At 71.0% G+C, this 23797-nt stretch carries 23 protein-coding genes; 9 read left to right on the top strand and 14 right to left on the bottom strand.

The features are described 5' to 3' along the window. Positions 1–20: 20 nt before the first annotated feature. Positions 21–887, top strand: a complete 867-nt coding sequence (locus tag ACZ7CH_RS38375) for an MBL fold metallo-hydrolase (RefSeq protein ID WP_470376188.1) — start codon at positions 21–23, stop codon at positions 885–887. Positions 888–1019: 132 nt separating this feature from the next. Here ACZ7CH_RS38375 and ACZ7CH_RS38380 read toward each other — a convergent pair whose 3' ends face one another. Continuing rightward, a complete protein-coding gene (locus tag ACZ7CH_RS38380) occupies positions 1020–1706 on the bottom strand; it encodes a type 1 glutamine amidotransferase domain-containing protein (RefSeq protein WP_470376189.1) in 687 nt (228 codons plus the stop codon). Positions 1707–1802: 96 nt separating this feature from the next. Then, a complete protein-coding gene (locus ACZ7CH_RS38385) occupies positions 1803–2171 on the bottom strand; it encodes a VOC family protein (protein WP_360388539.1) in 369 nt (122 codons plus the stop codon). 63 nt (positions 2172–2234) lie between these two features. Here ACZ7CH_RS38385 and ACZ7CH_RS38390 point away from each other — a divergent pair, with 63 nt between their 5' ends. Then, the gene (locus tag ACZ7CH_RS38390) at positions 2235–2687 is read left to right on the top strand and encodes a MarR family winged helix-turn-helix transcriptional regulator (RefSeq protein WP_360388542.1); all 453 of its coding nucleotides are present in this window, start codon (positions 2235–2237) and stop codon (positions 2685–2687) included. A gap of 56 nt (positions 2688–2743) precedes the next feature. On the opposite strand, the gene ACZ7CH_RS38395 is transcribed toward ACZ7CH_RS38390, so the two are convergent. Both ACZ7CH_RS38395 and ACZ7CH_RS38400 read right to left on the bottom strand, forming a co-directional pair. Then, complete coding sequence (locus tag ACZ7CH_RS38395; protein WP_470376190.1) at positions 2744–4132, bottom strand: SLC13 family permease; 1389 nt, start codon at positions 4130–4132, stop codon at positions 2744–2746. A gap of 56 nt (positions 4133–4188) precedes the next feature. Continuing rightward, complete coding sequence (locus tag ACZ7CH_RS38400) at positions 4189–5295, bottom strand: PrpF domain-containing protein (RefSeq protein ID WP_470376191.1); 1107 nt, start codon at positions 5293–5295, stop codon at positions 4189–4191. A gap of 268 nt (positions 5296–5563) precedes the next feature. On the opposite strand from ACZ7CH_RS38400, the gene ACZ7CH_RS38405 reads away from it, so the two are divergent. After that, positions 5564–6475 carry a LysR family transcriptional regulator gene (locus ACZ7CH_RS38405; protein WP_360388550.1) on the top strand — a complete coding sequence of 304 codons (912 nt, stop codon included), beginning with the start codon at positions 5564–5566 and terminating at the stop codon, positions 6473–6475. 65 nt (positions 6476–6540) lie between these two features. On the opposite strand, the gene ACZ7CH_RS38410 is transcribed toward ACZ7CH_RS38405, so the two are convergent. From ACZ7CH_RS38410 to ACZ7CH_RS38430, 5 genes are all read right to left on the bottom strand, one after another. Further along, a complete protein-coding gene (locus ACZ7CH_RS38410; protein ID WP_458432051.1) occupies positions 6541–6807 on the bottom strand; it encodes an early set domain-containing protein in 267 nt (88 codons plus the stop codon). 8 nt (positions 6808–6815) lie between these two features. Beyond that, on the bottom strand, positions 6816–7703 hold the full coding sequence (locus tag ACZ7CH_RS38415) for a cytochrome c oxidase assembly protein (protein WP_458432050.1): 888 nt from the start codon (positions 7701–7703) through the stop codon (positions 6816–6818). Then, positions 7703–8200, bottom strand: a complete 498-nt coding sequence (locus ACZ7CH_RS38420; protein ID WP_360388558.1) for a DUF2243 domain-containing protein — start codon at positions 8198–8200, stop codon at positions 7703–7705. The genes ACZ7CH_RS38415 and ACZ7CH_RS38420 overlap by 1 nt, the downstream gene beginning before the upstream one ends. Before the next feature lie 108 nt (positions 8201–8308). Beyond that, positions 8309–11005 (bottom strand): ricin-type beta-trefoil lectin domain protein, encoded by a 2697-nt coding sequence (locus ACZ7CH_RS38425; protein WP_360388561.1) that lies wholly within the window; start codon positions 11003–11005, stop codon positions 8309–8311. 261 nt (positions 11006–11266) lie between these two features. Further along, entirely contained in the window at positions 11267–11929 is a 663-nt protein-coding gene (locus ACZ7CH_RS38430) for a hypothetical protein (RefSeq protein ID WP_470372001.1), read from the bottom strand. A 127-nt stretch (positions 11930–12056) separates the two neighbouring features. Here ACZ7CH_RS38430 and ACZ7CH_RS38435 point away from each other — a divergent pair, with 127 nt between their 5' ends. Next, complete coding sequence (locus ACZ7CH_RS38435; protein ID WP_470376192.1) at positions 12057–13232, top strand: thiolase family protein; 1176 nt, start codon at positions 12057–12059, stop codon at positions 13230–13232. A 2-nt stretch (positions 13233–13234) separates the two neighbouring features. Then, positions 13235–13717: a PaaI family thioesterase gene (locus tag ACZ7CH_RS38440; RefSeq protein ID WP_360388569.1), complete on the top strand. Its 483-nt coding sequence runs from the start codon at positions 13235–13237 to the stop codon at positions 13715–13717. Here ACZ7CH_RS38440 and ACZ7CH_RS38445 read toward each other — a convergent pair. Further along, positions 13692–14174 (bottom strand): winged helix-turn-helix transcriptional regulator, encoded by a 483-nt coding sequence (locus ACZ7CH_RS38445; RefSeq protein WP_470376193.1) that lies wholly within the window; start codon positions 14172–14174, stop codon positions 13692–13694. The two genes, ACZ7CH_RS38440 and ACZ7CH_RS38445, sit on opposite strands and share 26 nt — an antisense overlap. Positions 14175–14183: 9 nt before the next feature. After that, positions 14184–15056 (bottom strand): alpha/beta fold hydrolase, encoded by an 873-nt coding sequence (locus tag ACZ7CH_RS38450; protein ID WP_470376194.1) that lies wholly within the window; start codon positions 15054–15056, stop codon positions 14184–14186. A 107-nt stretch (positions 15057–15163) separates the two neighbouring features. On the opposite strand from ACZ7CH_RS38450, the gene ACZ7CH_RS38455 reads away from it, so the two are divergent. The 4 genes from ACZ7CH_RS38455 (at position 15164) to ACZ7CH_RS38470 (ending at position 20645) form a co-directional block, all read left to right on the top strand. Further along, positions 15164–15871 (top strand): hypothetical protein, encoded by a 708-nt coding sequence (locus tag ACZ7CH_RS38455; protein WP_470376195.1) that lies wholly within the window; start codon positions 15164–15166, stop codon positions 15869–15871. Between the two features lie 27 nt (positions 15872–15898). Then, entirely contained in the window at positions 15899–18955 is a 3057-nt protein-coding gene (gene ileS / locus ACZ7CH_RS38460) for an isoleucine--tRNA ligase (RefSeq protein ID WP_470376196.1), read from the top strand. Between the two features lie 119 nt (positions 18956–19074). Then, a complete protein-coding gene (locus ACZ7CH_RS38465; protein ID WP_470376197.1) occupies positions 19075–20154 on the top strand; it encodes an NAD(P)H-dependent amine dehydrogenase family protein in 1080 nt (359 codons plus the stop codon). Next, complete coding sequence (locus ACZ7CH_RS38470; RefSeq protein WP_470372007.1) at positions 20151–20645, top strand: carboxymuconolactone decarboxylase family protein; 495 nt, start codon at positions 20151–20153, stop codon at positions 20643–20645. The genes ACZ7CH_RS38465 and ACZ7CH_RS38470 overlap by 4 nt, the downstream gene beginning before the upstream one ends. Positions 20646–20661: 16 nt before the next feature. Here the strand turns inward: ACZ7CH_RS38470 and ACZ7CH_RS38475 are convergent, their stop codons facing one another. The 3 genes from ACZ7CH_RS38475 to ACZ7CH_RS38485 form a co-directional block, all read right to left on the bottom strand. Further along, positions 20662–22200 (bottom strand): GMC oxidoreductase, encoded by a 1539-nt coding sequence (locus tag ACZ7CH_RS38475; RefSeq protein WP_360388586.1) that lies wholly within the window; start codon positions 22198–22200, stop codon positions 20662–20664. 209 nt (positions 22201–22409) lie between these two features. Then, positions 22410–22787, bottom strand: coding sequence for a sunset domain-containing protein (locus ACZ7CH_RS38480; protein WP_360388589.1), 378 nt, complete (start codon positions 22785–22787; stop codon positions 22410–22412). Between the two features lie 8 nt (positions 22788–22795). Further along, positions 22796–23761, bottom strand: a complete 966-nt coding sequence (locus tag ACZ7CH_RS38485) for a hypothetical protein (RefSeq protein WP_360388591.1) — start codon at positions 23759–23761, stop codon at positions 22796–22798. Positions 23762–23797: the final 36 nt, after the last annotated feature.

Raw genomic sequence — 23797 nt, forward strand, 5'->3', positions numbered from 1 at the left:
TAGCTTTAGGAGGTCGGCCTGTGCCCACCTGGACCGTCGGGGACCTGACCGTGCACCGGGTCGACGAAGCGATCGCACCACCGGAGACCGGACCGTGGCTGCTCCCGGCGGCGACGCCCGACCTCGTCCGGCGCCACGACTGGCTGCACCCCGACTTCGCCGCGGCGGACGGCGCCTTGCGGCTCGCGACCCACAGCTTCGTCGTCGTCGGCAACGGCAGGCGGATCGTGATCGACACCGGTGTCGGCAACGGCAAGCAGCGGGCCAACCCCGCGTGGCACGACCTGCGCACCGGCTACCACGACCGGCTGGTGGACACCGGGACCACGCCCGACGCCGTCGATCTCGTCCTGTTCACCCACCTGCACACCGACCACGTCGGCTGGAACACGCACCTCGTGGACGGCGAGTGGGTGCCGCTGTTCCCGAACGCGCGGTACGCCACGTCGAGGCTGGAGCGCGAGTTCTGGGCCGGGCAGGTGCTGGACGAGCCGCGGCAGCAGGTGTTCCGCGACTCCGTGCACCCGGTCGAGGACGCCGGCCTGCTGGACCTGGTCGAGGTCGGCGCGCACGGCGCAGAGGTGGCCGAGGGGGTGCGGCTCGTCCCGACGCCGGGGCACACGCCGGGGCACGTCGCGGTGGAGCTGACCAGCGGCGGCGAGACCGCCCTGGTCACCGGCGACTGCCTGCACCACCCGGTGCAGGTCGCGCACCCGGAGGTGACCAGCTGCGCCGACGTCGACCCGGTCCAGGCCGAGGCCACCCGGCGCGCGCTGCTCGAGTCGCTCGCGGACACCGGCACCCTCGTGCTGGGCACGCATTTCCCGCCGCCGACGGCCGGCCGGATCGTTCGCGGGCCGGACGGCCTGGTGCTGACGGTCAGGTGAGGAGCTCCCGGATGACGGCGGTGGCGGCGGTCCCGCCGCTGTCGGCCTGGACCGCGGCGGCTCTGAAGAGCACCACCGTCGGGCAGCACCGGCTTGCCGGGACGGCCCCCGCCGGAGCCGTCCCGGCGGCGGTCAGGCGCCCTCGCGCAGCAGGGCGACGAGGGCGTCGGCGGCCTCCGCGGACGAGGCCGGGTTCTGCCCGGTGATCAGCAGCCCGTCCCGCACCACGTAGGAACCCCAGTCCGGACCCTTCGAGTAGTCGCCGCCCTTGGCCTTCAGCTCGTCCTCCACGAGGAACGGCACCACGTCGGTCAGCCCGGCACCGTCCTCCTCGCCGTTGGTGAACCCGGTGACCGACCGCCCCTTCACCAGCGGCTCACCGTCCTCGCCGGTCACGTGCCGCAGCACGCCCGGCGCGTGGCACACCAGCGCGACCGGCTTCCCGGCCCGCAGGGTGTCCTGGATGACCCGGATCGAGTCGGTGTCCTCCGCGAGGTCCCACAGCGGCCCGTGCCCGCCGGGGTAGAACACCGCGTCGTAGTCGGCGGGGTCGACCGCGCTCAGCGCGACGGTCGAGCTCAGCGCTGCCTCGGCCTCGGGGTCCGCCGCGAACCGGCGGGTGTCGTCGGTCTGCGTGTCCGGTTCGTCGCTCTTGGGGTCCAGCGGCGGCCGGCCGCCCTTCGGGGACGCGAGCGTGAGCGTCGCACCGGCCTCCTTGAGCCGGTAGTACGGCGCGGCGAGCTCCTCCAGCCAGAAACCCGTCTTGCGGCCCGTGTCCCCCAGCTCGTCGTGCGAGGTCAGAACGATCAGCACGTTCATCGCGGAACCCTTCCGTCGTCGTCGTGGGGCCTTGAGGGTCAAAGCCGGTCCGCCCACCACCCTGGACGACGGGTCCGCTCCCGGCGACTCGGGCGGTCAGCCGCGGTCGTGCAGCGTGATCCGGTACCCGTCGGGGTCGGCGAAGGTGAACGTCCGCCCGAAGGGACCGTCGACCGGCGCGGCGACGATGGTGTGCCCGTCGGCGGCGAGCGCGTCGTGGATGTCCTGGACGTCGGTGGCGTGCAACCAGATCGCGGCACCGATGCCGGGCTGGGCGACGGCGTCGAGGTCGGTGCCGGGGACGACGTCGCGAAGCGCGAACGCGATGGGCTTCGTCTCGAAGACCACCGCGTGCGGCGGCCCGGCCGGCGAGCGGACGAGACCGAGGTAGCGCTCGTAGAACGCTTGCGAGGCCGTGAGGTCGCGGGCCTGCAGCGAGATGAAGTCGGGTCCGGTGACGGGCATGGCGTGGCTCCTCCACTACGTGTCAGTTTTCTGACATGCACCACGCTATGTCAGAATCCTGACATGAGTCAAGACGACGCGGGCATCGACCTCGACACGTCACTCGGCTACCTGCTGAAGGAGGCGTCGAGCGTCCTGCGCGCGGCCATGGAGCAGGTGCTGCGCCCGCTCGGGATGACCGTGACGCACTACTCGTGCCTGGAGCTGCTGGCCCAGCGGCCGGGCCTGTCGAACTCCGAGCTCGCCCGCCGCGCGTTCGTGACGCGGCAGTCGATGAACGTGCTGCTGCAGAACCTGGAGCGGGACGGGTACGTGACCCGGCCCGCGGCGGCGCCGGTCGGGAAGGTGCTGCCCACCCGGCTCACCCCCCGCGGGCGGCGGAGCCTGGAGAAGGCGTCGGCGGCGGTGCGGGCGGTGGAGGTCAGGATGCTGGCGGGGCTCACCGAGGGCGAGCGGGCGGAGGCGTTCCGGGTGCTGCGGAGCATGGTGCACGCGCTGCGCGACGAAGGCGCCTGAACCGGAACAGCCCTCGGGGCGGACGCCGTGGTGACGTCCGCCCCGAGGGCTGCGGATCAGAACGAGCCGGGCAGCACCAGCACCGCCCACGCCGCGATCGGCCCGAGGCCGACGATCACGCAGGTGTAGGAGATGACCTGGCGGTAGAACCGGGTGCGGTCGACGCCGCGGGCGTTGGCGAGGACCAGGGCGCCGTTGGTGGAGAACGGGGAGACGTCGACGATCGTGGTGGAGATGGCCATGGCGGCGACGACGCCCGCGACCGGCAGCGCGTCGGTGAGCAGCAGCGGGATCGCCATCGGGATGGTGGCGGTGAGGATGGCCGTCGAGGAGGCGAACGCCGAGGTGACGCCGACGATGACGCACAGCACCAGCGCCACGAGCAGCGGGGCGCCGAGGCCGACCGCGCCGTGGGCGACCCAGTCGATGGTGCCGGAGTGCTCCAGCACGCCCACGTAGGTGACCATGCCCGCGACCAGCAGGATCGTCGGCCAGCTGATGCCCTCGACGGCCTTGCCGAGGTGCTCGCGGTCGAGCAGGGCGAGCACGGCTCCTGCGGCCAGGGCGAGGAAGCCGATCTGCAGGTGGAACGCCAGCGCGCCGATGACGAGCACCACCAGGGCAGCGAGGGTGGCCCGCTGGCGCCAGGTCACCGCCACCGCCTCCGGGCGGACCGCCGTGGCGACGCCACCACCGGTCGGCTCCGCCACCCCGCCGCCGGACACCCCGCCGCCGGACACCCCGCCGCCGGACACCCCGCCGCCGGACACCCCGCCGCCGGACACCCCGCCGCCGGACATCCCGCCGCCGGAGGCCACGTCGTCCGGGCGTTCGACGAAGCTCTCCTCACCACGGCGGCGCAGCATCACGTAGGTGACGGCGGCCAGCAGCACGTTGAAGCCCAAGCTCGCGAAGAACAACGCGGCGTGCGAGATCGTGAGACCGGACTTCGCAACGATGCCGTGGACCAGCGCGCCGGACACCGCCATCGGCGAGAACGCGCCGGCGTGGGCACCGCAGATCACCATCATGCCGATCATCAGCGGGCTGATGCGGTAGGCGAAGGCGAAGCTCATGCCGATCGGCACCAGCAGTGCGACCGCGGCCGGGGTGAACGTGCCGAGTGCGGTCAGCGTCGCGGCGACGGCGAACAGCACCCAGGGCACGAGGATCGCCCGGCCGCGCACGAGCCGGATCCCGCCCTCCACCAGCAGGTCGATCGTGCCGTTCAGCTTGGCGACGGAGAACAGGTAGGTCACGCCGACGACGGTGATGAACAGCGAAACGGGGAAGCCCTCGAAGATCTCCTTGTCCTCCAAGCCGAACACGAACGTGCCGACGAGGAAGGACGCGACCAGCGCGAGGATCCCGATGTTGACGGGCAACACGGTGGCGATGACGAACATGCCGCCCAGAACCAGGATGGCGATCAGCTGTGATGACATCATTGTCCTCTTGGGTCATGCGGCCCCGACGCTTCCGCCCGGGCAGGACGGTCGGGTCAGGAGGCCGACAGGGCGGCCAGTTCCGTGAGCGGGAGCTCCAGCGGTTCGTCGTCGGGCAGGACCAGGGTCGCGTCGCCGATGCGGCGCGTCGTCCGGGTGACCCCGATGGCGAGCTGTCCGTCGCGGGTGTCCGCGCGGGTCGTCACGACTCCGGCCGGGGTGTCCAGGCGCAGCACCTCCTCGTCACCGGCGGTGAACCGGGACAGGACGGTACCCGCGGTGCGGGCGGCGGCGGTGAGGGCGACGCTGCCGGTGACGGCCAGCGCGGGGTGGGTGCGGCCCATGGACATCATCCGCACGGTCACGTCCGAGCGGCCGGGGCGGCCCGCGCTGACGAGAGCGATCTTCGGGGTGGCGCGGGCGGCCTGCTCGGCCTCGGCGGCGAGGCCCATGCGCACGGCGGCGGTGCGGCGGATGCGGTCGAGCCGGTCCAGCAGGTCCGGCTGGGCGTCGAGCGCGGCCGGGGACGCTTCCCCGTTCGCGCCGAGCTCGTCGGCGGGCACGAGGACGACCGGTGCTCCGGCGTCGAGGAGCGTGACGCGGACGCCGTCCACCACGTCGATGGCGTTGCCGGTGGGCAGCAACGCACCGGTCGTGCGGCCGGCCGGGTCGACGAACCACAGGTGCACGCCGAGACCGGGCTGGGCGACACCGGGGATGCGGTCGGTGCCCTGTTCGGTGACGCGGCCCGCCGGCGTCGGCACGTCGACCACGATCAGCTGGCCGGTGTTGGTGTTGTTGATCCGCACCGTCGTCACGTCTCCGGTGGGCGTCACCCAGCCGCGGCGCAGCGCGTACGGGCCGACAACGGCCGAGCAGTTGCCGCAGTTGCTCGTCCAGTCCACGCGCCCGTCGGCGATGCCGATCTGGGCGAACGTGTACTCGACGTCGATGCCCGGCCGGTCGCTCCGCGCGAGCACCACGGCCTTGCTGGTCGTGGACGTCGCCCCGCCGACACCGTCGACCTGGCGCGGGTCGGGGCTCCCGTACAGCCGCAGCAGGACCTCGTCCACGCTGCGACCGGGCACCGCCAGCACATCGCGCTCGAACACCCAGCACTTGCTGGTGCCTCCGCGCATCCACGTCGCCGGTATCTCTCGCACAGCCACTCCTTCGCGGGCGGTGGCAACACCGCCGTGACAACCGGGGAATGACGGCAACCGTGACGTGCACCGAGGTTGAACACAATCACGAGAATCTGCATACCCGTGAAGTGTTGCTTCATGCTCAATCGGCCCAATCAACGTCCATGAACCAGCGCCAAGGCCGAAAAACGCTGTTCGAACACTATGGGTAGCCTGAAGCACAGCTGTACGGAAGTCATCGCACAGTGAAACGACCGCATCGAACTTTTCTGCCGAGGAGCGCCCCATGCTGGACGTCCGACGCCTCGCACTGCTCGCCGCCGTGGTGGACACGGGCTCGATGACCGCCGCCGCGGAACAGCTCGGCTACACGCCGTCGGCGGTCTCCCAGCAGCTGCGCCGGCTGGAGGTGGAGGCCGGTCAGCCGCTGTTGCACCGGCAGGCCAGGGGCGTGCGGCCCACCGAGGCCGGAGCGGTGCTGGCCGGTCACGCCCGCCACGTGCTGCGCCGGCTCAGCGCCGCCGAGGCCGACCTCGCCGAGCTGGCGGGCCTGCGCCGCGGCACGATCGCGGTGGGCGTGTTCCCGACCGTCGCGAGCGCGCTGCTCCCCCAGGTCGTCAGCCGGTTCCGCCGCCAGTACCCGGACCTGCGCCTGGACGTGCGCAGCACGCGGTTCGACGAGCTGGTCGAGCTGCTGGAGAACGGCACGGTCGGCATCGCGCTGCTGTGGGACTACGCGTGGAACCGGGTCGACGTGCCGGACATCTCGCTGACACCGCTGCTCGACGACCCGACCGTGCTGGTCGTCGCCGCCGACCACCGCCTGGCCCGCAAGAGGTTCACCACCATGGCGGAGCTCGCCGACGAGGAGTGGATCGTGCGCGCCCACGACCACCCGGTCGCCGAGGTGCTCGAACGCAGCTGCCGCGCGGCCGGGTTCACCCCGCGGATCGCGTTCGAGGCCAACGACTACCAGGAGGCGCAGGCCATGGTCAGCGTCGGCCTCGGCGTCGCGCTCGCCCCCAGGACCGCGGTGCGCAACCCGAACCCGGACGTCCGCGTCCTCGCACTGGGCAGCGACGTGCCGGCCCGCCGGGTGCTGCTCGCGCACCGCCAGGACCGGCTCCGCGCACCGGCCGAGCTCGCGATGCACCAGTTGCTGGTCGACGTCGCCCGCGAGTACCAGACCAAACCCTGACGCCGCCGCCTCACGAGGCGGTCAGGGCTGCGCGCCGGTCACGCCGAAGGTGCCCGGTCGCGGGCTCAGACCGTGATCAGGCACCCGTGGTCGTCGCGGGCGGCGGCGTCCTCGTCGTCGAACCAGTGGCCGTCGGAGCCGAGGTAGCGGAAGCGCAGGGTGGTGCCCCGCGGGACGACGACGGCGGCGGTGCGGCGGCCGTTGGACCGGGCGCGCAGCTCGGTCACGCCCGGCGTCCAGCCGTTGAAGTCGCCGACCACGCTGACGGGTCCTGACGGCTCGTGCCGGGGCAGCGCCCAGGTCACCCGCACTTGCTGGTCCTTCGCAGGCACGATTCGGATCATCGAGACGTCGGTCCTCTCAGGCTTTCCGGTCTTTGTGCCGTGACAGCCTGTCGAGGAGTGCCGCGTCTGACGAGCCGACGCGCCCGAGTGGACAGTCGCTGGATCGGGTGGTTCGTCCGCCGGGCACGGCGCTCGCCGAGCAGCGGTGTGATCATCGCGGCGAGCAGCAGCTCGGCGATGTCACCGCCGTAGTACATGATCTCCGCACCGGTGCGGACCTCGGCGGCGGGTGCGTCGACCCGGGTCCAGAAGCCGCCGTACAGCAGCTGGGAGACCACGGCGTGCACCGCGATGGCGCAACCGAGGTAGACCAGCCGGGTGCGGACGCCGGGTCGGGCCGGAGCGGGGTCGGGGCCGGCGATCACGTGGGCGAACAGCAGCCCGGCGGCGAGGAAGTGCGCGTGCAGCAGCCAGTGCCCCGCCGGGTCGGCGGTGATCACGTTGTACAGCGACGTGAAGTAGAGCGGCACGAGACTGCCGGTGCTCAACAGGAACGCGACCGCCGGTCGTACCGCGAAACGTGCCGGCGGGCTGTGCAGCACCGCGACGAGCCGACGCGCCGCACGGACCGGCAGCGTTCGCAGCAGCAGTGTGACCGGTGCGCTCAGCACGAGTGCCAACGGCGCGTACATGCCGATCAGCAGGTGCTGCGCCATGTGGCCGCGGAAGTCGGTGTGTGCCCATGGTGCGACCGGCGGCAGCAACGCGACGGCCAGCAGGGCGATGCCGCCGAGGAACCCGGCTGTGCGCCACGGGCTCCACCCCAGGACCGGGTTCGACCGTCGAGCGCGGCCGACGAGCAGCAGGTAGACGACCGCGCACGACAACAACGGGACGATGGGCAGCCACGCGCCGATGCTCGGGCCGTGAGCGTGGTGGTCCATCAGGAGTCACGCCGACTGCGTTGCAGCAGATAGCCGCCCACGACCAGAACCGCGCCCAGGGCCAGGAACGCGAGGTCCCACCACAGCTGGTGCGGCCCGCCGCGCACGTGGTGCACGCCGAGGAGGTGGTGGTCGAGCACGCCCTCGACGAGGTTGAACGTGCCCCAGCCGACCAGGACCCACCCCCACAGCGCGCGGGAGGTCCACGTCCCGCGCCGGTTCTCGGTGACTCTGGAGTGCAGGACGGCCAGCCCCAGCAGGACCGCCAGCCAGCAGACCGTGTGGAAGATGCCGTCCCACGCGGTGTTCATCCGCAGCCCGGAGACGGTGTCCGGGTCGTAGAAGTCGATTCCGGCGTTGTCGGTGTTCGTGCTGCTCAACATGTGGTGCCACTGCAGGAGCTGGTGCAGCAGGATGCCGTCGGCGAACCCGCCGAGGCCCACCCCGAGCAGGATTCCGGGGGCTTTCAGGCTCGTCCGCTGTTCGACGGTGGTCACCTGGGCCGTCCGTTCGACCGGGCTTCTTCGTCGAAGATCGGTGCTCTCGTCATGGCTGCCACTCTGGTGGCCCCCCACGCCGCCGCGTAAGGGGCCACTTCGAGCCGGTCAGGAACGCAGGCTCCACTGCTGGTTCGCCGCACCGTTGCAGGTCCAGAGGATGATCCTGGTGCCGTTCGCGGTGGCCGCGCCGTTGGCGTCGAAGCACAACCCGGACTGCACGCCGGTGATCGTGCCGTTCGCGTTGACGTTCCACTGCTGGCTGGTCTGGTTCGCGCAGTCCCCGATCACGACCGCGGTGCCGTTGCCGGTGCCGCCGCCGCTCGCGACCAGGCACTTGGTGCCGTACACCTGCAACTGCTTGGCCGAGGTGAGGGTGAAGCGCTGGTTGGTGTTGCCGTGGCAGTCCCACAGCTGGGCCGCGGCACCGTTGGCCGTGCTGGCGCCGTTGATGTCGACGCACCGGCCGGACTGGCCGCCCACGATCGTGCCGCTCTGCTGGCTGCCGCCGCCCTGGCGCCGCACCAGCGACTTCGACTCGGCTGACCGCACGCCCTGCGCGTCCACGACGAACAGCCGGTAGTCGCCGTTGGTGGCCGGGACGTCGATGGTCGTCGCCGTGCCACCGGCCCTGGTCATCGTCGGTCCCACCGCGAAGTTCGTGGTGCCGGAAGGCGCCAGCCACACGGTCCTGGTCGCGTCACCGGTGCTGCGGATCGGGATCGAGGCCGTGCCCGCGCCGACGAACGTGCTGGCGGGCAGCGCGTAGTCGGGCCGGGAGAGGTTGGCGGCGGGGACGATGTCGCGGTAGGCGTCCTCCAGGCCGGAGCGCACGGCGATGCCGTAGGCCGCGGCCGGCCACACGTAGTCCGAGGACACCAGGATGTCGTGGATGGTGCTGTTGGGCAGGACCTTCTGCGAGACCTTGTTGATCGGCCCGTAGGTCTGCGTGATGCTCAGGTCGTGCTTGCGGCCGAAGTCGTCGGAGTTGACCAGCCAGGTGACGTTCTTGTCGACGCTGAGCACGTTGTCGCGGAAGGTCATGAAGGCCGACCCCTCGTCCGGGTGCAGGCCGTACTTGTGCCCGGACGGGACGCCTTGCAGGTAGTTGTCCGTGATCGTGGTGCCCGGCTGGCTGCCCAGCGTGTAGATGGGCGCGGTGTCGTTGAGCCGCTGCACCGTGTCGATGATGTGGTTGTGGCTGACGGTGTTGTTGCGGGCCGTGGTCGTCGGCCGGTTCGGGGCGATGGAACCCGATGAGCCGTCGAAGTTCCACCAGCCCCAGCCGAGCGTGATGCCGTTCCACGGCGCCTTCTCGATGCGGTTGTGCTGCACCGTCAGCGTGTCCGCGAAGTAGGCGGAGATCGGGCTGTGGCCGTTGAACAGCACCGCGCTGTCGTAGAGGTAGTTGTTCTTGATCTCGATGTTCTTCGGCAGGCCCTCGGCCTGGGCGGTGTACTTCTCGCGGTTGGACGAGGTGTGGTCGCCGATGTAGACGTGCTGCGGGTGGCCGACGACGATCGCCGACCCGGCGACGTCGTTGGTGACGTTGCCGACCAGCTGGGTGTTCAGCACGTCGTTGACCATGCTGATGCCGTCGACGCCGGTGTGCTGGACCCTGTTGCGCAGCAACGCGATGCCTTCGGCGTTCTCCAGCTGCACGGCGCCGGGTGCGGTGTCGACGTTGCGGTAGTAGTAGACGTGGAAGTTGCCCTTGGCGTAGGCGGTGTTGCCGAGGTTGCCCTGCTGGGCCTGCTTGAACGACGACCCGGCCACGGTGAACAGGTTCCAGTCCGAGTGCTGCACGGTGATGCCCGAGAACGTGATGTTGCGCGCGCGGTTGGCCGTGGAGGTGCCCGCGATCCGCAGCAGCGTCGAGACGTTGTTGGGCGCGAAGACCGACGCGGTCGCCATGTTGTCGGAGTCGGCCTTGTAGTAGAACACCGTCTGGCTCGACCGGTCGAAGTAGAACTCGCCCGGAGCGTCGAGGAACTCGTAGGCGTTCATGAACTTGTGGCTGCCGCCCGACTGGAAGTTGCCGTTGAACGCGCCCTGGGCGATGGCGCCGCCGGGCTGCTGGAACAACGCCACCCGGCTCGCACCGTCGCTGCTCGTGGTGATCTGGCGGACGCCGGCGATGGCCGTCGTCCACGTCGTGGCGGTCTCGATCTCGATGTCGGCGGGGTTGCGGGTGATGGCGGGCAGGTCGCCGGGGTTGTAGCGGGCGCCGTCGCACTGCGAGCCCGACTCCCACGCCCACGGCGCCTGCCCTGCGGTCACGGTGTAGGTGCCGTAGCAGCCCTGCGAGCTGATCGTCTTGGTGGCCATGAAGGCGCGCTTGTCGTTGACGTACAACGCCCGCAGCTTGTTCGCGCGGCTGAGCGGCGCCTTCCAGATGTTGCCGCTGTGCTGCGTCCAGCCGGTCACCGGCACGCCGCCGCTGAGCACCGGCACCTCGTCCTGGTACGCGGAGTACAGGACCCGGTGGCCGTTCGTGCCCGAGTCGCCCGGCGTGAACTCGACGGTGCTCGTGACCGGGTAGTTCCCGCCGCGCAGGTACACCTGGATGTCGCCGGACATGTTCGCGTTCACCGCGCGCACGGCGTCCCGTGCACGCGGCAGCGTCCGGAACGGCGCCGTGAGCGTGCCGGGGTTGGAGTCGTTCCCGTCCGGTGCGACGTAGAACGTCTCCTGCACGGCGGCGGAGGCGCGGAGCTGACCTGCCGAGGCCGGCAGCAGTGCGGCGGACACCAGCACCGCGAGGGCGACCAGCGACCTCGCGGCGTTCACGGCTGTGCTCCCCATGCTCTCCCCTTCGCTCACCCCGCGAACCGGCCGGGAGCCACCCGCGGATCACCGCCACCTTCCAGCACGCCGGGCGCGGGCGGGCAGCCGATGGCAGATATCTGCCACGATTGTGAGCGCTAACGTTTTAGCAAGGGCCGGATGGAGCACGGCACCGCGCTAGCGGCTGTTGAGCAGGCGAGATCTGCGCGACAGTTTCGATGTGAGCGTTGCGCAACCCGGTGGTCTGCCATCGCTGTGGCGGACCACCGGCGCGCACGGTCACGCCTTCGCGAACGTCTCCGCGAAGATCGGCACCGCGGAGGTCAGCTGCGCCTCGGCCGCCGCCTGCGTGGGACCGAACGCCACCACGACCGTGATGAGCGTGCCGCGGCCCATGACCGCGTGGCACGACCAGTCGATGAGCGCGGGGTCCTCGGTCGTCTCGCAGTAGGCGTAGAAGTCGTCGACGCCCTGCGGCTTGGTGAGCGGGAGCTCGAGCTTGATCTTGTCGGCGCCGCGGTACTGGGTGCACTGCTGCGCCCAGGTCCGCACCCGCTCGACCAGCGTGGCCGCCGGGCGGTCGGCCGTGGCGTGAACCCGCTGGAACAGGTCCACCCGCCCGTCCCAGGTGCGCGTCCGCGAGACCGACATGCCGTCGGCGAACAGCTCACTGGTCTTGCAGACGAAGGTGACCGGCTCGCCCTCCAGGCCGGGGTCGGTGTCGGTGGCGGGTGTGCTCGACCCGACCTTGCCGCCCAGGGCGTCGAACGCACCGGGCGGGGCGATCGCCGCCTTGGCGCGCAGGTCCAGCTCCGCCGCGGTCGGCGGCGCCGTCGTCGTGGTGGTCGTCGTGACCGGCGGCGCCGCAGCCGGCTCACCACCGCAGGCGGTCGTGGCCAGGGCGGCGATCGCCACGACGGCAGCACAAATGCGCTTCTTCAACTTGTTTCCCCCAGGAGTCACGCGCCCGGCAACGGGCGCACGGGGATGATCTAACCAAATCCGGCACAGCGGTTTTCCCTCGCAACCTGGCTTGGCTTGAGCACAGTCAGGGGGTAGCGTCCTGACTATGCCTTCCACTAGTCAGGCTGTCGTCGTCGACGCCGTCCGCACCCCGCTGGCCAAGGGCAAGCCCGGTGGCGCGTACTCCGAGATCCACCCGGTGGACCTGCACAGCGCGGTCCTCAAGGCACTCGTCGACCGCACCGGGCTCGACCCGGCCGCGGTCGACGACGTCATCAGCGGCGCCGTCGGCCAGGTCGGCGAGCAGTCGGGCAACACGGCGCGGTGGGCGGCGCTCGCGGCCGGGTTCCCGGAGTCGGTGCCGGGCGTGACCGTGGACCGGCAGTGCGGGTCGAGCCAGCAGGCGCTGCACTTCGCAGCGCAGGGGGTGCTGGCCGGCGCCTACGACGTGGTGGTCGCGTCCGGGGTCGAGTCGATGAGCCGCGTCCCGATCGGGTCGCAGGCGCTGGGCAGGGACTTCCTCGGGACGAAGGTCGCCGCGCGCTACCCGGAGGGGCTGGTGCCGCAGGGCATCAGCGCGGAGCTGATCGCGCGGAGGTGGGGCCTGTCGCGGGCGCGGCTCGACGAGTTCTCCGCCGAGTCGCACCAGAAGGCCGCCGCGGCGTGGAAGGACGGGCTCTTCGACGCGCAGGTCGTGGCGGTGACCGACCTGGCGGTGGACGAGACGATCCGCCCCGACACGACCGCCGAGGTGCTGGCCGGGCTGCGACCGGCGTTCCGGGCAGAGCACTGGGAGACGCGGTTCCCCGAGCTGGACTGGCGGATCACCGCCGGCAACAGCTCACCGGTCAACGACGGCGCCGCGGCCGTGCTGCTCACCAGCGAGGAGGCGGCGGCGCGGCACGGGCTGCGGCCACGGGCCCGCGTGCACTCGTTCGCCGTCGCCGGCGACGACCCCGTCCTCATGCTCACCGGCATCATCCCCGCCACGCACAAGGTGCTGGCCCGCGCCGGGCTCACGATCAACGACATCGACGTGTTCGAGGTCAACGAGGCGTTCGCGCCGGTCGTGCTGGCGTGGCAGGCGGAGACCGGCGCGGACCCGGCGAAGGTCAACGTCAACGGCGGCGCCATCGCGATCGGGCACCCGCTGGGCGCGTCCGGGGCGCGGCTGATGACGACGTTGCTGAACGCGCTGGAGCAGACCGGCGGCCGGTTCGGGTTGCAGGTCATGTGCGAGGCGGGCGGACTGGCCAACGCGACGATCATCGAGAGGGTCTGACGGTGGACCGGACCCGCACCTACGGCTGGAGCGACCCGCGGCTGCTCGCCCGGGCGGCGAGCGAGCTGGACGGCGCCGAGTTCCTCAAGAAGATCGGCAGCGGCGACCTGCCCGCTCCCCCTGCCGCCGAGACCACCGGCCTGAGAATGGCCGAGATCGGTGACGGCTACGCGCGGTTCGAGCTGACACCGGCCGAGTGGCACTACAACCCGATCGGCTCGGTGCACGGCGGTGTCCTGTCGACGCTCGCCGACACCGCGCTCGGATGCGCGGTGCACAGCAGACTGCCCGCGGGCACCGGCTACACCTCGCTGGACCTCACGATCAAGTTCACCCGTCCGGCCACGCTCGGCAGCGGCACGCTCACGTGCGAGGGCCGGGTGGTGTCCAGCGGGCGCCGCACCGCCACGGCCGAGGGCCGCGTCACCGACGCCTCTGGCCGCGTGATCGCGCACGCCGTCACGACGTGCCTGCTCCTCGGTTGATCCGCACCTGCAACCCCTCCGGCGTGAGCGACCCGGCGCCGGAGGGGACGACGTGCACGCTCACCGGTTCGCCGGTCTCGGCGGCCACCACCTGCAACGGGCCGTCCTCGCGCAGGTAGGTGTCGCCCCACTGCATGAGGGCGACGACCACCGGCAGCAGCGCGTTGCCCATGTCGGTCAGCACGTACTCGTACCGCGTGCGCGCGCCGGGCTCCCGGTACGGGCGTTTGGCGAGCACGCCGGCCGCGACCAGTTCCTTGAGGCGCTTGGCCGCGACGGCCTCGGTGATGCCCACGCGCCGCACGAACGCGTCGAACCTCGTCGTGCCGTAGAAGGCCTCGCGCAGCAGGAGGACCGCCGACTTCGTGCCGATGACGTCCAGCGCCAGCGCGATCGAGCACCGGTCCGGCTGCCACTGGTCCAGCGCGGCCAACGGGCCCTTCATCTGCATGGGCATGCAGGGAGCCTACACCTGGCTAGTGTCGGACATACCCAGCTCGGCGGGGCGGTCCGCCAGCGTCGCGACCAGGAACGGCAGGCACAGCGCGAGGACCTCGTCCGGGGTCTGCACGTGCGGGTAGTGGCCGGCGCCCTCGATGACGGCCAGCTCGCCGCGACCCCGGGGCAGGCCGGCGAGCACCTTCTCCCCCTCGGCCCGCGGGTCGGCCCAGTCGGGGTCGGCGTCGCCCATGACGACGAGCACCGGGCAGGTGACGTCGGCCAGCCGCGCACCGGCGTCGGCGGGGCTGGTCTTGCACATGGCCTGCAACACCCCCATCCGGCCGGGTTCGCCCAGCTTGGCCTCGATGCGCGCGAGCTCCACGGTCCAGTCCGCCGGCTTCACCGGCACCGCGAGGTCGAGGTACCTCGTCCAGCCCGGCAGGCTGCCCGCGATCATGACCTTCGCGAGCTGCGCGTACCCGGCGCGGAAGCGGCGCACCCGCAGCAGCCCGCCCACGTCGAAGGACTGCGCGCGGGTGAACGGCGCGAGCTCCACGACACCGGCGACGACGTCGGGCGCGGTGGCGGCCGCGATCGTGGCCGCACCGCCGCTGATGGACTGACCGATGATCACCGCCGGGCCGCCCAGGTGGCGGATGACGGCCACCAGGTCCCCCGCGATGTCGGTGCGGCTGTAACCGTCCCAGCCGACGCCGGAGTCACCGCAGCCGCGGAGGTCGACGTTCGCCACCCGGTACCCCTGCGCGGCCAGTGCCGGGGCGAGGAAGCGGTAGGAGTGGCGGCTGTCGCCGATGCCGTGGGCGAGCACGACGAGCGGCCCCTGCCCGATCAGGTCGTAGGCGAGGGTGTTGCCGTCGATCTCCAGGTGCTCGGTCACGCTGTTCTCCAGAGCCTCGGCTAATGTCGTTAGCCAAAAGCTAATGCCATTAGCCTGCGTTGTCAAACCCGGCGGTCCCGGCCTGCTTCGTCGACTACGCTCCGCCCGTGAAGCGACTCATCGCGGCCGTCCTGTGCCTGGCAGCGGCCGCCTGCACCACCCCGGCTCCGGACGCCGCACCGCCTTCGACCGGGGCGTCCAGCGGCGCGCCGACGACCGTGCCGACGACCGTGCCGACGTCCGCCGGTGATCCGCAGGCCATCTCCGCCGCCTTCGAGACCTACCGGGAAGCCGCGCTGACCAAGGACGGCGCCGCCGCCCTCCCCGTGCTGCTGAGCAACACCTTCAAGATCTACGACGGGATCAGGCGGGAAGCGGTCACCGGCACCGAGCAGACGGTCGCGACCCAGCGGCCGAGCGCCCGCCTCCTCACGTACGCGATGCGCGCCGAGCTCGACCACGCCGTGCTGCGCACCGGCTCGCCGCAGGACCTCGTGAAGACGATCATCGACCGGGGTCTGGTCAACGCGGACGACGCCCGCGACATCGCGCTGAGCCGGCCGACGATCCACAACGGCGTCGCGCTGGCCCGCTACGCCGTCCGGGGCGAGCAGGCGTCGGGCATGATCGGCTTCGGCCTCGAGGACGGTGTGTGGAAGTTCGACCTGCCGGCCCTGTTCGACCTCTCCGACCTGGCGTTCAACCAGCAGAAGAACCGCGAGGGCCTGACCTCCGAGCAGCTGGTCGACCAGCTGCTGACCACCAGGTACGGAGCAGCCAGGGCCGCGAAGCTCCGCACGCCGCTCGGCGCCTGACCGCGCGACTGGAGGATCATGGCCGGCATGAGCGAGAACGCCCGCCCGCTGCCGTCCAAGGTGGACCTCGGTGACCTGGACCGCCGGATCATCCGGTGGTGGCAGGACAACGACGTGTTCGCCCGCAGCGTCGAGCAGACCGCCCAAGGGCCCGCGTGGGTGTTCTACGAGGGACCACCGACCGCGAACGGCATGCCGGGCACACACCACGTCGAAGCGCGCGTGTTCAAGGACGTGTTCCCGCGCTACCGCACGATGAAGGGCTGCTCGGTGCCGCGCAGGGCCGGGTGGGACTGCCACGGGCTGCCGGTGGAGCTGGCGGTCGAGAAGGAGCTCGGGCTGTCCGGCAAGCCCGATGTCGAGCGGATGGGCGTCGCCGAGTTCAACGCGCACTGCCGGGAGTCCGTGCTGCGGCACGTCGGCGCGTTCGAGCAGCTCACCGAGCGGATGGGCTACTGGATCGACCTGGCGCACCCGTACGAGACGATGACGCCGGAGTACGTCGACAGCGTCTGGTGGTCGTTGCAGCGCATCCACGCCGACGGCCGGTTGGTCGAGGACTTCCGGGTCACGCCGTACTGCGCGAACGACCAGACCACGTTGTCCGACCACGAGGTGGCGCAGGGGTACGAGACGGTGACGGACCCGTCCGCCTACGTGCGACTCCCCCTCGTCGAGCCGCTGCACGGCATCGACGGCGCCGAGCTGCTGATCTGGACCACGACGCCGTGGACGCTGGTGTCCAACACCGCGGTCGCCGTGCACCCGGAGGTCACCTACGTGGTCGCGCGCACCGGGGACGGCGTGTTCGTGGTGGCCGAGCCGCGGGTCGAGGCCGTTCTCGGCGACGCCGAGGTGCTGGCGGCGCTCACCGGTGCGGAGCTGGCCGGGCTGCGGTACGAGCGGCCGTTCGAGCTCATCGACATCCCCGACGCGCACCGGGTGGTGCTCGCCGGCTACGTGACGACCACCGACGGCACCGGTCTGGTGCACCAGGCGCCGGCGTTCGGCGCCGAGGACCTGGCCGTGGCGAGGGAGAACGGGCTGCCGCTGGTCAACCCGGTCGGGCGGGACGGGCGGTTCCTGGCAGAGGTGCCGCTGGTGGGCGGGACGTTCTTCAAGGACGCCGACCCCGTGCTGGTCGAGGAGCTGCGCCGGACCGGCCGGCTGTTCCGCTACGAGGACTTCGAGCACCCGTACCCGCACTGCTGGCGTTGCCACTGGCCGCTGCTCTATTACGCGCAGCCGTCGTGGTACGTCCGCACGACCGAGGTGCGCGCGGAGCTGCTGCGGGAGAACGAGGCGACGAACTGGTTCCCCGAGCACATCAAGCACGGCCGCTACGGCGACTGGCTGGTCAACAACGTCGACTGGGCGCTGTCGCGGACGCGCTACTGGGGCACGCCGCTGCCGCTGTGGCGCTGCGACGGCGGGCACGTCACGGCCGTGGGCTCGCGGGCGGAGCTGGGGCGGCTGGCCGGGGCTGATCTGTCCACACTGGACCCGCACCGGCCGTTCGTGGACGCGGTCACGTTCGCCTGCCCGGACTGCGGCGAGGTGGCCACGCGGGTGCCGGAGGTCATCGACGCCTGGTACGACTCGGGTGCGATGCCGTTCGCCTCGCTCGGCTACCCGCACCTGCCCGGCAGCGTCGAGGCGTTCGAGGCCACCTACCCGGCGCAGTACATCTGCGAGGCGATCGACCAGACCCGCGGCTGGTTCTACACGCTGATGGCGATCGGCACGCTGGTGTTCGGCAAGTCGCCGTACGAGAACGTCGTGTGCCTGGGCCACATCCTGGCCGAGGACGGCCGCAAGATGAGCAAGCACCTGGGCAACATCATCGAGCCGATCCCGTTGATGGACACGCATGGCGCGGACGCGTTGCGGTGGTTCATGGCCTGCTCGGGCTCACCGTGGTCGGCACGCCGCGTCGGTGCCGGGCCGCTGGACGAGATCGTGCGCAAGGTGCTGCTGACGTACTGGAACACCGCCTCGTTCTTCAGCCTCCACGCCTCGGGTGCCACGTGGACCGCAGGCTCCGACCGGCCGGTGCTCGACCGGTGGGTGCTCTCCGAGCTGCACGCGCTCGTGGCCGCTGTCGACGTTGCGATGGAGCAGTACGACACCGCGCAGGCCGGCCGGTTGCTCGCCGGGTTCGTCGACGACCTGTCGAACTGGTACGTGCGCCGGTCGCGGCAACGGTTCTCGCGCGGCGACGAGAACGCGCTGGCGACGCTGCACGAGTGCCTGGAGGTGCTCACCCGGCTGCTGGCGCCGTTCGTGCCGTTCATCACCGAGGAGGTCTGGCAGCGGGTGATCAGGCCGCACGACCCCGCCGCCGCGGACTCGGTGCACCTGGCCACGTGGCCCGTCAGCGATCCCGCCCGCGTCTCCCCCGAGCTGTCCGCGCAGGTCGCGAGTGCCCGCGTGGTCGCGGAGCTGGGCCGTGCCGCGCGCAAGTCCGCGGGTCTGCGCATCCGCCAGCCGTTGAGCCGCGCGCTGGTCAGCGTTCCGTTGCCGCGGGAGCTGCTCGACGACGTCGGTGACGAGCTCAACGTCAAGGTCGTGCTGCCGCTCGACGCCGCGAGCGAGGTGGTCGACATCGAGGTGCGGCCGAACTTCCGCGTACTGGGCAAGCGGTTCGGCAAGCGCACCCAGGAGGTGGCGGCGGCGATCACGGCCGCGGACCCCCGCTCGTTGGCGGAGGCCCTGCGCGCCACGGGTGCGGCCGAGCTGGCCGGGTCCGTCACGCTCTCGCCGGATGACGTGCTGGTCACCGAGGCGCCGCGCAGCGGTTGGGTCGTGGGTGCGCAGCAGGGCGTGACGATCGCGCTCGACACCGCGCTCACGCCGGAGCTGGAGGCGGAGGGCCTGGCGCGGGACGTGGTCCGGCTGGTGCAGCAGGCCCGCAAGGACTCCGGGTTCGACGTCTCCGACCGCATCGAGGTCGTCCTGACGGCACCCGAGGACGTCGCGGCGGCCGTTCACACGCACCGCGATTTCGTCGAACGCGAAACGCTGGCCGTGTCCCTTCTCCTGCACCCAGGCAAGGAGCTGACCGTCCAACTCCACAAACCCTAGCCCCACCCCGCTTGTTGCAGATGCCGTGGAAGGCAGGGGGTTACGCCCCGCGGGTGGATTTGGGAGCGGGAACGGGACTGCACTAGAAACTGGAACGTGTTCTAGTTAGGCTACAGCGCATGATCGCCACAGTGGTGTGGGGCACGGGCAACGTCGGGCGTGCGGCAATTCGGGCCGTGGAGGCCCATCCTGGGTTGAAGTTGACCGCGGTGGTCGTGCACGACGCCAACAAGGTGGGACGCGACGCCGGTGAGCTTGCTGGAACCGGTTACAACACAGGGATCGTCGCGACCGACGACATCGGCGCGGTGCTCGCCACGGGTCCGCGGGCCGTCGTCTACGCGGCCTCGGGTGACGTGCGGCCGGCCGAGGCGCTCGCCGACATCACCAGGGCGATCGCGGCGGGCGCGGTGGTGGTGACGCCGTCGCTGTACGCGCTCTACGACCACCGCAGTGCACCTCCGGAGCTGCGTGACCCGGTGCTGAAGGCGATCGCGGACGGCGGCGGGTCGCTGTTCGTGTCGGGTGTGGACCCCGGCTGGGGCAACGACGTGCTGCCGTTGCTGATCAGCGGACTGGGCAGCCGGATCGACGCGGTGCGCTGCCAGGAGATCTTCGACTACTCGACCTACGACCAGCCCGACGCGGTGCGGTGGCTGATCGGCATGGGCCAGCCGCTCGACTACCAGGCGCCGATGCTGATGCCCGCGGTGCCGACCATGGTGTGGGGCGGGCAGATCCGGCTGATGGCCAGGGCGCTGGGCGTGGAGGTCGACGAGATCCGCGAGACCGTCGACCGGCGCGCGCTCGACGAGACGGTGACGACGAGGACCATGGGCGAGTTCGAGGCGGGTGCGCAGGGCGCGATCCGGTTCGAGGTGCAGGGGGTCGTCGGCGGCGAGCCGTTGATCGTGATCGAGCACGTGACGCGCATCCACCCGTCGTGCGCGCCCGACTGGCCGATGCCGCCCTCCGGCGACGGCGCGCACAAGGTGATCATCGAGGGCCGGCCGCGCATCGAGGTGTCCGTCGAGGCCGACGACGAGGGCGAGAACCGGTCCGCGGGCGGCAACGCGACGGCGGTCGGGCGGCTCGTGAACGCCATCGACTGGCTGGCGGCGGCGGAACCCGGTCTCTATGACGCGTTGGACGTGCCGCTGCGACCGGTGGCGGGCAAGCTGGGGAGGAGTGCGCGGTGAACGTCGACATCCCGCAGGGCAAGGACCCCATCGGGTACGTGTGGGGCGAGATGGTGCCGGGCATCGGTGTCGCCGCGGCGAACTTCTCGCTCGCTGTCTACCAGCACACCACGCTCGGGCTGCGCGAGTTCGAGGCGGCACGGCTGCGGACCGCGCAGATCAACGGGTGCCTGTTCTGCCTCGACTGGCGGACCGAGCGCGACGGGCAGAAGGTCGAGGACGGGTTCCTCGACGCGGTGACCCAGTGGCGCACCACCGACGCCTTCGACGACCGCACCAGGATGGCCGCGGAGTACGCCGAGCGGTACGCACTGGACCACCACGGTCTCGACGAGGACTTCTGGTCCCGCATGACCGCGTCGTACAGCCAGGTGGAGATCGTGGAGCTGACCATGAGCATCGGCGCGTGGCTCTCGTTCGGCCGGTTGAACCACGTGCTCGGGCTCGACGCGGTCTGCGTGCTGCCGAGTCAGCTGGGAGCGTCCACGTAGGACTTCACAGACCCGGTCACAGGTCCGTGGCGATGATCTTCTCGATGTTGCGTTCCGCGAGCGCGGTGATGGTGACGAACGGGTTCACCACGGTCGTGCCGGGGATGAGCGACCCGTCGATGACGTACAGCCCCGGATAGCCGTGCAGGCGGCCGTAGGCATCGGTGGCCCTGCCCAGGACCGCGCCGCCGAGCGGGTGGTAGGTCAGGTGGTCGCCCCAGATCTTGTACACGCCGAACAGGTCGGTCCGGTAGATCGTCCCCTCCTTCGCGTTGATCTTGTCGAAGATCGTCTTGGCGGCGGTGATGGACTTCTCCTTCCACACCGTCTGCCAGTTGAGGTCGACCTTGTTCGTGGCGGCGTTCCAGGAGAACGCGGCGCGGTGCGGGGTCTTGGTGATCGACAGGTAGAACGAGGCGTAGGTCTCGATCCCGGTCGGTAGCGGCGCCACCTCCGCGAACGCTCCCCCGGCCGCCCAGTTGTCGATGCCCAGCGTCGGGATGGACGACTGCAGCGCGCCCGTGGCGTCCCACATGTGGTTGGCCCGGCCGCACATGACGTTGCCGTTGTCACCCCAGCCCTTGCCGACCTCGCCGTTCAGGTTCGGCAGCGCACCGGTGGCCCTCAGCTTCACCAGCAGCTTGCTGGTGCCGACGCTGCCCGCCGCGAAGAACACCTTCGCCGCGGTCACCGACTTGGTCGCGATGACGTCACCGGTGGTGTTGAGCTGCTCGACGGTGACCGCGTAGCCACCGGTCGTGGGCCGGACCGAGGCGACCCGGTGCAGCGGCGAGATGGTGACCCGCCCGGTCGCCCTGATCTTGGGCAGGTAGGACTTCTGCAGGGACTTCTTGCCGTGGTTGTTGCCGTAGAGGATCTCGCCGGCCAGCGCCGACTTCGGGACGGTGCCCGCCGCCTCCTGTTCCATGTAGCCCCAGTCGTACACGGTGGGCACGAACACGTACGGGAAGTTGCTGCGCTGGGCGTGCTTGCGGCCGACCCGCGCGTACTGGTAGCACGCGGTGCCGTCGAACCAGGCCGGGTTGACGAGCCCGGCGCCGAGCTCGGCGTTGGCCCGCGGGTAATAGGTGCCGTACATCTCGTCGGCGTTCACGCCGGGCAGCACGTCGCCGAAGGTCTCGCGCCGGGGCGTGACGGCCATGCCGCCGTTGACGAGGGAGCCGCCGCCGACACCGCGGCCCTGGTAGACGGTGATGCCGCCGAACTCCTCGGCGTCGAGGATGCCGGTGTACCTCGGGATCGCCTTGTCGATCGGGAAGCCGAGGAAGTTGCTCAAAGGCTGTTTCGTCCTGGTGCGCAGCCAGAACGAGCGCTGGTCCGGCGTGGTCGTGTTGGCGAAGACCTTGCCGTCGGAACCGGGCGTGTCCCAGGCCATGCCCATCTCGACCATGTGGACGTCGACACCGGCCTGGGCCAGGCGCAGCGCCGCGACGCACCCGCCGTACCCGGTGCCGATGACGAGCGCCGGAACCACCGCCGCGTCGGCGATCGTGCTCGCTCTGGCCGCCGGTGCGAGACCGGCACCCAGGGCCATGCCACCTAAAATAGAACCTGTTCCAGTCAAGAACGAACGTCGAGAGGGACCCTTGAAACCGTTATCACACGTCATTGTGTGGTTCATGTGATCATCCTCACTCTTGCCGTATGAGAACAAGTTATACCTGCGCTTGTGCGGCAAGTCACTACCTGCTAGTCAGATCGACGGGGCCTTCCTCGACGTCGGAGGGGTCTGGAGAAGTGCGATCAGGCCTTCACGCGGGCCTTCGTCGTCCACATCCGGTACCCGGCCTTCAGCGCCTCGGTCTCGGTCCCGAACATCACGTCGCCCTTCATCCGCCGGTAGTACGGCGAGTCCGGCGTGTGGTAGACCATCGTTCGCGAGTTCCCCTTGACGGGCAACGCTTCCTCGTCATCGGCGGGCACCGTCACCACGGGTTCGTCCGCGACCTGGAGCAGCGGCTGCTGGCGCACGATCGGGTTCTCGGTGCGGGGTGCGGGCAGGGCGAGGCGGGGCTTCGGGGACTCGGCGTGGCGCTTGCGCACGGCCAGCCAGGTGAGCAGGCAGCCGGCGGCGAAGGACGCCAGGCACAGCAGGAACATCTGCGAGAACAACCAGAGCACGGGAACTCCTAGCGGACTACGACGTCGACCTGGCGGGTGGCCGGGTCGTACTCGCCGTCGGGGGCGGGGCGGGTCTCAACGGCGATCAGGGCTGGGGAGACGCCTTGGCCCACGAGCTCGTCGCGGACCATCTGGCCGCGTGTGGTGGCCGTTACCGGGTCGGTGCCGTGGGCGACCAGCGTGACGGAGGCGCGGGGTGCGACCAGGAGCATGCGGCCGACGCGGTGCACGAGCACCGGGCCGTGGCCCTCCCAGGCGGTGGTGCCCTGCACGAACCGGATCGCGCCGTTGCCGTTGACCATGCGGCTGATCGAGTCGTGCAGGGCCGCGACGTCCAGGTCGCCGGCGGTGGTGGACGGGCCGACCTCGACGCGGTCGGTGACCCGCAGGCCGTTCGCGGCCTGGCGGATGGCCTCGCGGACCGCGGTGGCACGTTCCTCGTCCGGCACGCGGGCAGCCACGGCGACATGTCCACCGTGGACGGTCGTGGTCACCTCGGACACCCTGGCGGACAACGCGGCCGACACCAGCCGGCCGACCACCGCGGGCGGGATCGGCAGGGTGCCTCCCAGGCGCAGTGCCGCGGTGACCCGGTGACCGGGGGTCTGGACGGCGTCGACCAGCGCGCGGCGTTCCGCGTCGTCGGCGACCGCGCCGGACACCAGGACCTCCGCGCCGCGCACGGCCACGAGCAGTTGCTCGGGGCCGGCCGCGCGGATCTCGGTGGTGGCGACACCGTCCACGTCGGACACCACGGCGCGCACGGCGTCGGCCGCGCGCGGGGCCACCTCGCTGACCACCACCGACCGCCCGTCCACCGCCACGACGCCGTGGTAGCCGGCCTTGGTCAGCGCCGAGCGGACATCGGCGTCGAGCGACCGTTCGACGCCACTGCCGTAGACGAACACACCGGTGGCGGCGAGCAGGGCGGGCACCAGCAGCCCGCCGACCCAAACCGCGTGAGGCAAACGCACGCCGGAGGGCTTACCGGACCGCGCGGCCGAAAAGCC

The sequence above is a fragment of the Lentzea sp. NPDC037011 genome (genome assembly GCF_055607425.1).